The organism is Pseudomonas medicaginis (assembly GCF_965119365.1).
Taxonomy (GTDB): Bacteria; Pseudomonadota; Gammaproteobacteria; order Pseudomonadales; family Pseudomonadaceae; genus Aquipseudomonas.
Genome location: NZ_OZ221631.1, coordinates 1 through 11,857, shown reverse-complemented (window position 1 = coordinate 11,857; position 11,857 = coordinate 1). Strand labels below are relative to the sequence as shown.

Here is an 11,857-nt window from a genome sequence, read left to right as displayed (position 1 = left end):
AGTTGAATCTGTATTGCAATGGGCCGTCCGCGCATCATGAAACCTCTGGCTACCCAAGTAAACAGGAGCGATCAAAATGAACGGCTTGAGCGATGTGCGGCTGACGTTACACAGTCAGGAACTGGCGGCAGGGCAGGAGAAGGGGCTGCGCAGCGCGACATTGCGCAACGCGCCGTCCGGCCTGAGCCGCTGGGCCCTGTTCTGGCATCGTCTGCATACACGCAAGGCCTTGTTGGAACTTACACCCGAACAGTTGCGTGACATCGGGCTGAGTCGGGAGCAGGCACGGGAGGAAGGGCTCAAGCCGTTCTGGCGGCTTTGAAGCGATAAGGAACCTGTGGCGAGGGAGCAAGCTCCCTCGCCACAGTCTTTGGGTTTAAACCAACTCTTTCAACCGATGCCACAACATCCCCAGCGCCAACAGCGGCGAGCGCAGGTGCTTGCCGCCAGGGAAGGTCATGTGCGGGACCTGGGCGAACAGATCGAAACCGCTGCTGTGCTGCCCGCTGATGGCTTCGGCCAACAATTTGCCAGCCAGGTGCGTGGCATTCACCCCATGGCCGGAGTAGGCCTGGGCGTAATACACATTGGGCTGGTCCTTGAGCCGACCGATCTGTGGCAAACGGTTGGCGCCGATGCCAATCATCCCACCCCATTGATAATCGATTTTCACATCCGCCAATTGCGGGAAGACCTTGAGCATCTTCGGCCGCATGTACGCGCCGATGTCCTGCGGGTCGCGGCCGGAATAGTGACAGGCCCCGCCGAACAGCAAGCGGCGATCCGCCGAAAGCCGGTAGTAATCCAGGGCCACCCGCTGATCGCAGACGGCCATGTTCTGCGGCAACAGCGCCTGTGCCTGGGCCTGGCTCAAGGGCTCGGTGGCGATGATGTAGCTGCCGGCCGGCAGGACTTTGCCGCCGAGTTGCGGATTGAGTCCATTGAGGTAGGCGTTGCAACCCAGTACCAGCGTCTTGGCGCGGACCGAGCCCTGTTGGGTGTGCACCTTCACTTCAGGGCCATAGTCGATGCGCGTGACCGCCGATTGCTCGAACAGTCGGACCCCCAGTTGCTGCGCGGCGGCGGCTTCGCCCAACGCCAGGTTCAACGGGTGCAGATGGCCCGAGCCCATGTCGATCAGCCCGCCGACGTAGCGATCCGAACCCACGACGCTGTGCATTTCGTTGGCTTGCAGCAGTCGGGTCGGGTGACGGTAACCCAGGCTGCGCAGTTCTTCGGCGTCTTCGGCGAAGCCTTCCAGGTCGCTGGGTTTGTTGGCGAGGTCGCAGTAGCCCCAGGTGAGGTCGCACGGGATCTGGAAACGTTCGACACGCTGCCGGACGATTTCCACGGCCTCGAGGCCCATGAGTTTGATCTGGCGCACGCCGTCGTTGCCGATGATCGGCGCGAACTGGTCGAGGCCATGGCCGACGCCACGGATCAATTGGCCGCCGTTGCGCCCGCTGGCGCCCCAGCCGATGCGGTGCGCCTCCAGCAGCACCACGCTCATGCCGCGTTCGGCCAGTTCGATCGCCGTGTTCAACCCGGAAAACCCGCCGCCGACCACGCAGACATCCGCCAGCAGTTCACCCTGCAGCAGCGGATGGTCCGGTTGCGGCAGGCTGCTGGCGGCGTAATAGGAGGCGGCGTGCGCGTGGTTCGGGACAGGTTGCTGAACAGGGGCGTTCATGTGCGTAATCCTGACTATTGTGTTTGAGAAATTTTACGGAGCATAAGCCGAGGATTCCTCCCTGGGCAACACCGGTCGGTTGGCGCTGTCTGGCCCGCAGCATTTAAGGCAGAATTCCGGATTGTCCCTTCTCGGTAACCGCCTCGATGAGCTGCAACAGTCAAAAAATCCGCACGCTGCGCCAGCAGATCCCCTCGTTCGAGTGCGTACCGGGCTGCCATGACTGCTGCGGTCCCGTCACCACCTCACCCGAGGAAATGGCCCGTTTGCCCCGCAAGACCCGCGCCGAACAGGACGCGGCCATGGAAGCGCTCGACTGCGTGCACCTGGGGCCCAACGGATGCACCGTCTACGACGAGCGACCGCTGATCTGCCGGCTGTTCGGCACCACGGCGACCTTGCCGTGCCCCAATGGCCGGCGGCCGGTGGAGCTGATTCATCCGCGGGTCGAGAAGCAGATTCATGAATACATGGCCAGCACTCGCCAGGTGTTGGTCTAGCAGGCAGGGATACCGAATCGCGGCCTTCGCGAGCAGGCTCGCGCCCACAATGGATCTATATCGTTCGCAAGAAGGTATTCACCACCCACCTGTGTGGGAGCGAGCTTGCTCGCGAAAGCGGTCTGGAGCCAGGTTCAATCCGGAATCGGCAGGTTCAAGCTCTCCTTCACTTCTTCCATCACGATGTAGCTCTTGGATTCTCGCACATGGGGCAGTTTGAGCAGGATGTCGCCCAGCAGCTTGCGATACGACGCCATCTCGGAAATCCGCGCTTTTACCAGATAGTCGAAATCCCCTGACACCAGGTGACATTCCAGCACGTGGGGCAATTTCAGCACGGCGCGTCGGAATTCTTCGAAGGTGTCGCCGGATTTGTAGTCGAGGCTGATCTCGACAAACACCAGCAGGCTGCCCTTCAAGTGTTGCGGATTGAGCCGGGCGTTGTAGCCCATGATGATGCCCTCACGCTCCAGACGCCGCACCCGCTCGGTACAGGGCGTGGTGGAGAGGCCGACCTTTTCCCCCAGCTCGGTGAAGGAGATCCGTCCGTCTGCCTGGAGGATTCGCAGGATGTTGCGGTCGATCTTGTCCAGCTCGCGTTTGGTCTGGGTATTGGTACGCACAGGTGATGCGCCTCCATAAAAAGGGATTTTGCCGAGAATTCTCGCCAAATATAGGTGTTTATATAGTGAAAAGCACTGGCTGATCTTTTTTACACTGCGTCCATCGAAGCTGTGTACAACAAACGTCAGCGGTTCATCCGCGATGAGGGCATCAACATGCGCGTTCTGGTCTTGGGTAGCGGCGTCATCGGTACCGTCAGTGCTTATTATCTGGCCCGTGCCGGGTTTGAAGTGGTGGTGGTCGACCGTCAGCCGGCGCCTGCCATGGAAACCAGTTTCGCCAACGCCGGCCAGGTGTCGCCGGGTTATGCCTCGCCGTGGGCCGCGCCGGGCGTGCCGCTCAAGGCCATCAAATGGCTGCTGCAGCGGCATGCGCCATTGGCGATCAAGGCCACCGCCGACATCGACCAATACCTGTGGATGGCACAAATGCTGCGCAACTGCACCGCCAGCCGCTATGCCGTCAACAAGGAGCGCATGGTGCGCCTGTCCGAGTACAGCCGTGACTGCCTTGACGAATTGCGTGCTGAAACCGGTATAGCCTATGAAGGCCGTAGCCTGGGGACTACGCAGTTGTTCCGCACCCAGGCCCAGCTCGATGGCGCGGCAAAAGACATCGCCGTACTGAAAGAGTCTGGCGTCCCCTTTGAAGTGCTCGACCGTGCCGGTATCGCCCGGGTCGAGCCGGCCCTGGCCAATGTCACCGACATCCTGGCCGGTGCCTTGCGCCTGCCCAACGACCAGACCGGCGACTGCCAGATGTTTACCACGCGCCTGGCGGAAATGGCGGTGAAGCTGGGTGTGCAATTCCGTTTCGGCCAGGATATCCAGCGCCTGGACTTTGCCGGTGACCGCATCAACGGTGTCTGGATCGACGGCAAGCTGGAAACCGCCGACCGCTATGTGCTCGCCCTGGGCAGTTACTCGCCGCAATTGCTCAAGCCCCTCGGGATCCGGGCACCGGTGTATCCGCTCAAGGGTTACTCCTTGACGGTGCCGATCACCAACCCGGCGATGGCACCGACCTCGACCATTCTCGACGAAACCTACAAGGTCGCGATCACCCGGTTCGACAACCGCATTCGGGTGGGCGGCATGGCGGAAATCGCCGGTTTTGACCTGTCTCTCAACCCACGTCGACGCGAAACCCTGGAGATGATCGTCAACGACCTTTATCCTCAGGGCGGCGACCTGGCCCAGGCCAGTTTCTGGACCGGCTTGCGCCCGACCACCCCGGACGGCACGCCAATCGTGGGCGCCACGCCCTTCAAGAATCTGTTCCTGAACACCGGCCATGGCACCCTCGGATGGACCATGGCTTGTGGTTCCGGCCGCCTGCTGGCCGACCTGATGGCGAAGAAAAAGCCGCAGATCAGCGCCGAAGGCCTCGATATTTCCCGTTATGGCAGCAAACACCAGGAGTCTGCAAAACATGTCAATCCAGCGCCAGCTCACCAATGACCGCATGAGCCAGGTTGTCGTGCACAACGGCACCGTTTACCTGGCCGGACAGGTCGGCGACGACATGAACGCCGGTATTGAACAGCAGACCCGCGAAAGCCTGGCCAATATCGAACGCTTGCTGGACCTGGCCGGAACCGACAAGAATCGTTTGCTATCGGTGACGATCTACTTGAAGGACATCGAGGCCCATTTCGAAGGCATGAACGCCGTCTGGGACCAATGGCTTCCCAAAGGCGTCGCCCCGGCCCGTGCCACGGTGGAAGCCAAGCTGTGCGAACCAGAGATACTGGTGGAGCTGTCCGTCGTGGCCGCGTTGCCTTAATACCGGCCCAAACGATCCCTCCCCGGTGCTGTTGGTGGTTCATCCTGCCAGCCCGCGCCGGTTTTTTATTCATGACCGCCTAGAAGCCTGCCGCCATGCGTCCTGCCCGTGCCCTGATCGACCTTAACGCCCTGCGTCACAACTACCAATTGGCCCGCGAAGTCACGGGGGCCAAGGCCCTGGCGGTGATCAAGGCCGATGCCTACGGGCACGGTGCGGTGCGGTGCGCCGAGGCGCTGCAGGACACGGCGGACGGGTTCGCCGTGGCCTGTATCGAGGAAGCCCTGGAACTGCGGGCCGGTGGGATCCGCGGACCGATCCTGCTGCTGGAGGGTTTTTTCGAGGCCAGTGAGCTGCCGTTGATCGTCGAGCACGATTTCTGGTGCGTGGTGCATTCGTTGTGGCAGCTCGACGCGATTGAAAAAGCCGCGTTGAGCCAGCCAATCACGGTCTGGCTCAAGCTCGATTCCGGCATGCACCGTGTCGGCCTGCATCCGGCGGATTACCAGGCGGCCTACCGTCGCCTGCTCGCCAGCGGCAAAGTGGCGAAGATTGTCCTGATGAGCCACTTCGCTCGTGCCGATGAACTGCACGATCCCAGCAGCACCGAGCAACTGGCGGTATTCGACAAGGCCCGCCAGGGCCTGGTGGCGCAGATCAGCCTGCGCAACTCACCGGCGGTGCTGGGCTGGCCGCAGATACCCAGCGACTGGGTGCGCCCGGGCATCATGCTCTACGGCGCGACGCCCTTCGACGAGCCCAACGCCGTCGCCTCGCGCCTGCAACCGGTGATGACGCTGGAGTCGAAGATCATCTGCGTGCGCGAATTGCCCGCCGGCGAACCGGTGGGCTATGGCGCCCGATTCGTAACCACGCAACCGACCCGGGTCGGCGTGGTTGCCATGGGCTATGCCGACGGCTACCCACGCCAGGCCCCCACCGGTACACCGGTGCTGGTGGAGGGGCAGCGCAGCCAGCTGGTCGGGCGGGTATCGATGGACATGCTGTGTGTCGACCTGACCCATGTCCCCCAGGCCGGGCTCGGCTCGACGGTGGAGTTGTGGGGCAAGCACATCCTGGCCAGTGATGTTGCCAAGGCTGCCGACACGATTCCTTATCAGATTTTTTGCAATCTTCGGCGGGTCCCACGGCTCTATTCCGGGGGCTGACGACGAAGCGCGACCTACCGAAAGTCGCTTCACCGCACAGGATTCGGGTCAAAGTGTTGTAAATACTGAACGCTGTCGCCATGATAACGCTCACTTTCCTCACAACCTGATTCCCTGGAGGCTCCAGCATTGGACGTCGGTGAACGACTGCAATCCATTCGTAAACTCAAAGGCCTTTCCCAGCGTGAACTCGCCAAGCGCGCGGGCGTCACCAACAGCACTATTTCGATGATCGAGAAGAACAGCGTCAGCCCCTCGATCAGCTCGCTGCGTAAGGTCCTTGGCGGGATTCCCATGTCCATGGTCGAGTTTTTTTCCGAAGAGATCCTTCAGGAGAAACCGACCCAGATCGTCTACAAAGCCAACGAACTGATCGACATCTCCGACGGTGCCGTGACCATGAAGCTGGTGGGCCGGGCGCACCCGAGCCGGGCGATTGCCTTCCTCAACGAAATCTATCCACCGGGTGCCGATACCGGTGAAGAGATGCTCACCCATGAGGGCGAGGAAACCGGGATCCTGGTGGAGGGGCGGCTGGAGTTGGTGGTCGGTGTCGAAACCTTCGTGCTTGAAGCCGGTGACAGCTACTATTTCGAAAGCACCAAGCCGCACCGTTTCCGTAATCCGTTCGACGTGCCGGCGCGACTGATCAGCGCAGCCACACCGGCCAATTTCTAGACCAAGAGGCGCCAGGCCCGCGTGGCAAAGGCGCCCGCTTGTTGGGCTGTCATGACAAACAAGACCCTTGCGACTTTGGGGTTGTTTCAGAGTGACAGGCTTACCGCTATACTTGCGCCCGCCTGCAAACCGTGGCCGCAGGCGTGACTAGCCACCATTGAGGGTGTACGCGTGAACCTAATTATGAAAATGCTGGCTGCACCAGCAACCGTATTGGCCCTATGGGCTGCGACCGCTCAAGCGGCGCCGAACGACGACATCGCCAAGCGCCTTGAACCCGTCGGCCAGGTCTGCGTCCAGGGCAAGGAATGCAAGGGTATGGAAGTCGTGGCTTCGGCTGGCGGCGCTGGTGGTGCCAAGGCGCCAAAAGATATCATTGCCAAACATTGCAATGCTTGCCACGGCACCGGCCTGCTGGGCGCACCGAAAATCGGTGACAAGGCTGCCTGGAAAGAGCGCGCCGACCACCAGGGCGGCCTCGACGGCATCCTGGCCAAGGCCATTACCGGCATCAACGCCATGCCGCCAAAAGGCACCTGCGCCGATTGCTCGGATGATGAGCTCAAAGGCGCTATCAAAGAGATGTCCGGGCTGTAACACGCCGACGCTCTTCATAAAAAGCCGCTTACGAGCGGCTTTTTTTCGCCTGTTTTTTTTCGGGGCTGTTCATCGCAACCAAGACCCGGCAAGCTCGGTCCAACCCACATTCATGGAGTGTCCAGGAGGGTCCGATGGTGCAGTTGTGTTCAATCGAACAGGCGGTGGATGACGTGCTCGAGCGCCTGCCGGCGCACATTCATCTCGGTATGCCCCTGGGGCTGGGCAAACCCAACCTGTTCGCCAACGCGTTGTACCGGCGCATTGCACAACTGCCCGAGCGACAGTTGACCATCTACACGGCCCTGAGCCTGGGCCGACCGAAACTGGGCGATGGTCTGCAGAAGCGCTTTCTCGAGCCCTTTGTCGAACGGGTCTTCGGCGACTATCCCGAACTGGATTACCTGGCCGACCTGCATCAGGACAGCCTGCCACCCAACATACGGGTCGAGCAGTTCTTCCTGCAGCCCGGCAGCCTGTTGCACAGTGCGTCGGCCCAGCAGGACTATGTCAGCAGCAACTACAGCCATGCGGCCCGGGACATCAACGCCGCCGGCTTGAACCTGGTGGCGCAACTGGTGGCGAGCGCCCCGGAGCATCCCGATCGCCTGAGCCTGAGCTGCAACCCGGACATCACCCTTGACCTGCTGCCGATGATCGCCAAGCGTCGGGCGGCCGGGGAGACCATCCTGATGGTGGGCCAGGTGCACAGCGATTTGCCCTACATGCCGGGGGACGCGGACGTCGGCATCGACACTTTCGACCTGTTGATCGATGAGAAAGACAGCCACACGCTGTTTTCCACGCCGAACATGCCGGTGGGCTTCCAGGACCATCTGATTGGCTTGCACGCAAGCGCCTTGGTGCGTGACGGCGGGACCCTGCAGATCGGCATCGGCTCCATGGGGGATGCCTTGACGGCGGCGCTGCTGGCGCGCCAGGCCGATAACGCCGGGTACCAGGCGTTGCTGGCGGACTTGAACCTCAGCCAGTGGGCGCAACTGATCGAGCGCGAGGGTGGGGTCGAGCCGTTTGCCAAAGGGCTGTACGGTTGCAGTGAGATGTTCGTCAACGGTTTGCTGGTGCTGGCCGAGGCCGGGATCATCCGGCGCAAGGTCTACCCCGACGAGCCGACCCAGGAACGGGCCAACGCCGGGACCCTCGACGAGGCGGCGCAACCCGACGGCATCTGCATCCATGGCGGATTCTTCCTCGGGCCGCGCAGTTTTTATGAGCGCCTGCGCGAGTTGCCGCAAAGCCGCCTGCTCGAATTCAACATGACGCGCATCAGTTACATCAACGAGTTGTACGGCCAGGAACAACTCAAGCGCTTGCAGCGACTCGATGCCCGCTTCATCAACACGGTCTTCACCATGACGCTGTTGGGGGCTGGCGTGGCCGATCAGTTGGAAGACGGACGGGTGCTCAGCGGCGTGGGCGGGCAGTACAACTTCGTTGCCCAGGGCCACGCGCTGGAAGGCGGGCGCTCGATCCTGCTGCTGCGCAGTTGGCGTGAGGCCGGGGGCGAGATCAGCTCGAATATCGTCTGGGAATACGGCCACTGCACGATCCCCCGGCACCTGCGCGACATCGTGGTGACCGAGTACGGCATCGCCGACCTGCGAGGCAAGACCGACGCCGCGGTGATCGAGGCGCTGCTGAACATCAGCGACTCACGCTTCCAGCCCGGGCTGATCGAGCAGGCGCAAAATGCCGGCAAGCTGCCGAAGGATTTCCGTCTCGATCCACGGTTTGCCGACAACACCCCGGAGCGTTTGCAGGCGATCCAGGCACGGCATCCGAATCTGTTTCCCGAATACCCGCTGGGGTGTGATTTCGATGAGGTCGAGCGGGACCTGTTGCGGGCGCTGAACTGGCTCAAGAGCAAGTTCAAGCTCAGCGAGATGCTGGAGCTGGGCAAGGCCGCGCTGGATGCCCCGGAGCCCTCTTTGTACCCCGAGCATCTGGAGCGGATGCAGCTGGCGAACACTGAGGGGCTGAAGGAGGATCTGTTCCAGCGGTTGTTGCTGGCGGGCCTCAAGGCCACTGCGCCTTAGCGACCCACCTGAAGCCCTTGTGGGAGCGAGCTTGCTCGCGATAGCGGTGTATCTGTTACACAAAATGTGTCTGACAGGCCGCTATCGCGAGCAAGCTCGCTCCCACAGGAGGCACAGGGTTATTCGATGAAGGTCACAACCCCACCGGCCAACGACTTCACCCGCGCCAACGATTCAACCCGATAGCCCTGGGCATCCAGTTCCGCGCGGCCGCCCTGGAAGGATTTCTCGATCACGATCCCCAGCCCGGCCACCGTGGCCCCGGCCTGCTTGATGATCGAGATCAAAGCCTGGGACGCTTTGCCGTTGGCCAGGAAGTCATCGATGATCAGCACCCGATCACTGCTGGTCAGGTGACGCGGGCTGATGGCGACGGTGCTTTCGGTTTTCTTGGTGAACGAATACACGGTGGCCGACAGCAGGTTCTCCGTCAGGGTCAGGGACTGTTGCTTGCGGGCGAAGATCACCGGTACGCCCAGGTTCAGCCCGGTCATGATCGCCGGGGCAATGCCCGAGGCTTCGATGGTGACGATCTTGGTGATGCCCGAATCCTTGAACAGCGCGGCGAACTCGTCGCCAATCAGCTTCATCAACTGCGGGTCGATCTGGTGGTTCAGGAAAGCGTCGACTTTCAGGACCTGATCGGAAAGCACGATGCCTTGTTCACGAATTTTCTGGTGCAGGGCTTCCATGAAGCCTCCTCTGAGGGCGCGTCAGCGCCTGAAGTCGGTAAAAAAGTAGTCGATTCTAGCGCTTTAACATCGCGCGTATATCCGCCAGGGCACTGTTGCCGCGAACGACTTTGACTTCCGTCGGTGTGTCGTCGTTGCCTTCCCAGGCCAGGTCGTCCGGTGGCAACTCATCGAGAAAGCGGCTGGGGGCGCAGTCGATCACTTCGCCGTATTGCTTGCGTTTGGCGGCAAAGGTGAACGCCAGCGTCTGGCGTGCCCGGGTAATGCCGACGTAGGCCAGGCGCCGCTCCTCTTCGATGGTGTCGGCCTCGATGCTGGAGCGGTGCGGCAGGATTTCCTCCTCCATGCCCATGATGAACACGTAGGGAAATTCCAGGCCCTTGGAGGCGTGCAGCGTCATCATCTGTACGCCCTCGGCGCCTTCTTCCTCTTCCTGCTGGCGCTCTAGCATGTCCCGCAGCACGAGTTTGCCGATGGCGTCCTCGACCGTCATGTCGCCGTCTTCATCTTTTTCCAGGGTGTTTTTCAACGCCTCGATCAGGAACCAGACGTTGCTCATGCGGTAGTCGGCAGCCTTGTCGCTGGAGCTGTTGGTGCGCAGCCAGTTCTCGTAGTCGATGTCCATGACCATGCTGCGCAGCGCCGAAATCGGGTCTTCTCCGGCGCACTGTTCGCGGACCTTGTCCATGAAGCGCTTGAAGCGCGCCAGGCGGTCGGTGAAGCGGCTGTCCAGATGTTCGCCCAGGCCGATTTCGTCCGTGGCGGCGTACATCGAGATCTTGCGCTCGGTGGCGTAGTTGCCGAGTTTCTCCAGGGTCGTCGAACCGATTTCCCGGCGCGGCACGTTGATCACCCGCAGGAAGGCGTTGTCGTCGTCCGGGTTCACGATCAAGCGGAAGTAGGCCATCAGGTCCTTCACTTCCTGGCGTCCGAAAAAGCTGTTGCCCCCCGACAGGCGATAGGGGATCTGGTGGTGCTGCAATTTCAGTTCGATCAGCTTGGCCTGGTAGTTGCCGCGGTACAGGATTGCAAAGTCGCTGTATGGCCGGTCGGTGCGCAGGTGCAGGCTGAGGATTTCCATGGCCACGCGCTCGGCTTCGGCGTCCTCGTTGCGGCAACGGATCACCCGGATTTCGTCACCGTGGCCCATCTCGCTCCACAGTTGCTTTTCGAACTCGTGGGGGTTATTGGAGATCAGCACGTTGGCGCAGCGCAGGATGCGGCTGGTGGAGCGGTAGTTCTGCTCCAGCATCACCACTTTGAGCGATGGATAATCTTCCTTGAGCAACATCAGGTTTTCCGGCCGCGCGCCCCGCCAGGCATAGATCGACTGGTCATCGTCGCCCACCACGGTGAACTGGTTGCGCTTGCCGATCAGCAGCTTCACCAGCAAATACTGGCTGGCGTTGGTGTCCTGGTATTCGTCCACCAGCAGGTAGCGGACCTTGTTCTGCCATTTTTCGAGAATGTCGGCGTGGTCCTGGAACAGCTTGACCGGCAACAGGATCAGGTCGTCGAAGTCCACCGCGTTGAACGCCTTGAGGGTGCGCTGGTAGTGGGTGTAAACGATGGCGGCAGTCTGTTCCTTGGGGTTGCGAGCGTTTTCCAGGGCCTCGGGCGGCAGGATCAGGTCGTTTTTCCAGGCGCCGATCATGTTCTTGATCTCATCCACGCCGTCGTCGCCCGAGTATTCCTTTTGCATGATGTCGGTCATCAGGGCCTTGACGTCGGTCTCGTCGAAAATCGAGAAGCCCGGTTTGTAGCCCAGCCGCGCGTGCTCCTTGCGGATGATGTTCAGGCCCAGGTTGTGGAAGGTACACACCGTCAGGCCGCGACCTTCGCCGGCGCGCAGCAGGCCGCCGACCCGCTCTTTCATTTCCCGGGCGGCCTTGTTGGTGAAGGTCATGGCGACGATGTACTGGGCGCGGATGCCGCAATTCTGGATCAGGTGCGCGATCTTGCGGGTGATTACGCTGGTCTTGCCGGAGCCTGCGCCGGCGAGCACCAAAAGAGGGCCGCCGACATAGTTCACGGCTTCTTGCTGCCGGGGATTGAGTCGGGACAT

12 protein-coding genes are annotated in these 11,857 nt (G+C 61.4%); 8 read left to right on the top strand and 4 right to left on the bottom strand.

The features are described 5' to 3' along the window. The first annotated feature begins 76 nt into the window (after window positions 1-76). The gene (locus ACMTA2_RS00060) at window positions 77-322 is read left to right on the top strand and encodes a DUF1127 domain-containing protein (RefSeq protein ID WP_413793198.1); all 246 of its coding nucleotides are present in this window, start codon (window positions 77-79) and stop codon (window positions 320-322) included. Window positions 323-376: 54 nt separating this feature from the next. On the opposite strand, the gene ACMTA2_RS00055 is transcribed toward ACMTA2_RS00060, so the two are convergent. Next, entirely contained in the window at window positions 377-1,690 is a 1,314-nt protein-coding gene (locus ACMTA2_RS00055; RefSeq protein ID WP_413793197.1) for an NAD(P)/FAD-dependent oxidoreductase, read from the bottom strand. Window positions 1,691-1,836: 146 nt separating this feature from the next. Between ACMTA2_RS00055 and ACMTA2_RS00050 the strand changes: the two genes are divergently transcribed. Beyond that, on the top strand, window positions 1,837-2,190 hold the full coding sequence (locus ACMTA2_RS00050; RefSeq protein ID WP_003206850.1) for a YkgJ family cysteine cluster protein: 354 nt from the start codon (window positions 1,837-1,839) through the stop codon (window positions 2,188-2,190). A gap of 134 nt (window positions 2,191-2,324) precedes the next feature. Here ACMTA2_RS00050 and ACMTA2_RS00045 read toward each other — a convergent pair whose 3' ends face one another. Beyond that, on the bottom strand, window positions 2,325-2,813 hold the full coding sequence (locus ACMTA2_RS00045) for an Lrp/AsnC ligand binding domain-containing protein (RefSeq protein ID WP_003206849.1): 489 nt from the start codon (window positions 2,811-2,813) through the stop codon (window positions 2,325-2,327). A gap of 156 nt (window positions 2,814-2,969) precedes the next feature. Here ACMTA2_RS00045 and dadA point away from each other — a divergent pair, with 156 nt between their 5' ends. The 6 genes from dadA (at window position 2,970) to ACMTA2_RS00015 (ending at window position 9,100) form a co-directional block, all read left to right on the top strand. After that, on the top strand, window positions 2,970-4,274 hold the full coding sequence (gene dadA, locus ACMTA2_RS00040; RefSeq protein WP_413793196.1) for a D-amino acid dehydrogenase: 1,305 nt from the start codon (window positions 2,970-2,972) through the stop codon (window positions 4,272-4,274). Beyond that, window positions 4,246-4,599 carry a RidA family protein gene (locus ACMTA2_RS00035; protein ID WP_413793195.1) on the top strand — a complete coding sequence of 118 codons (354 nt, stop codon included), beginning with the start codon at window positions 4,246-4,248 and terminating at the stop codon, window positions 4,597-4,599. The genes dadA and ACMTA2_RS00035 overlap by 29 nt, the downstream gene beginning before the upstream one ends. Before the next feature lie 95 nt (window positions 4,600-4,694). Continuing rightward, complete coding sequence (gene alr, locus ACMTA2_RS00030; RefSeq protein ID WP_413793194.1) at window positions 4,695-5,768, top strand: alanine racemase; 1,074 nt, start codon at window positions 4,695-4,697, stop codon at window positions 5,766-5,768. A gap of 129 nt (window positions 5,769-5,897) precedes the next feature. Next, the gene (locus ACMTA2_RS00025) at window positions 5,898-6,446 is read left to right on the top strand and encodes a cupin domain-containing protein (protein WP_003206841.1); all 549 of its coding nucleotides are present in this window, start codon (window positions 5,898-5,900) and stop codon (window positions 6,444-6,446) included. Window positions 6,447-6,629: 183 nt separating this feature from the next. Next, complete coding sequence (locus ACMTA2_RS00020; RefSeq protein WP_413795756.1) at window positions 6,630-7,043, top strand: c-type cytochrome; 414 nt, start codon at window positions 6,630-6,632, stop codon at window positions 7,041-7,043. Between the two features lie 134 nt (window positions 7,044-7,177). Beyond that, a complete protein-coding gene (locus ACMTA2_RS00015; protein WP_413793193.1) occupies window positions 7,178-9,100 on the top strand; it encodes an acetyl-CoA hydrolase/transferase C-terminal domain-containing protein in 1,923 nt (640 codons plus the stop codon). 119 nt (window positions 9,101-9,219) lie between these two features. Here the strand turns inward: ACMTA2_RS00015 and ACMTA2_RS00010 are convergent, their stop codons facing one another. Beyond that, window positions 9,220-9,792, bottom strand: coding sequence for a xanthine phosphoribosyltransferase (locus ACMTA2_RS00010; RefSeq protein WP_018602593.1), 573 nt, complete (start codon window positions 9,790-9,792; stop codon window positions 9,220-9,222). 55 nt (window positions 9,793-9,847) lie between these two features. Further along, window positions 9,848-11,857 (bottom strand): DNA helicase Rep, encoded by a 2,010-nt coding sequence (gene rep, locus ACMTA2_RS00005; protein ID WP_413793192.1) that lies wholly within the window; start codon window positions 11,855-11,857, stop codon window positions 9,848-9,850.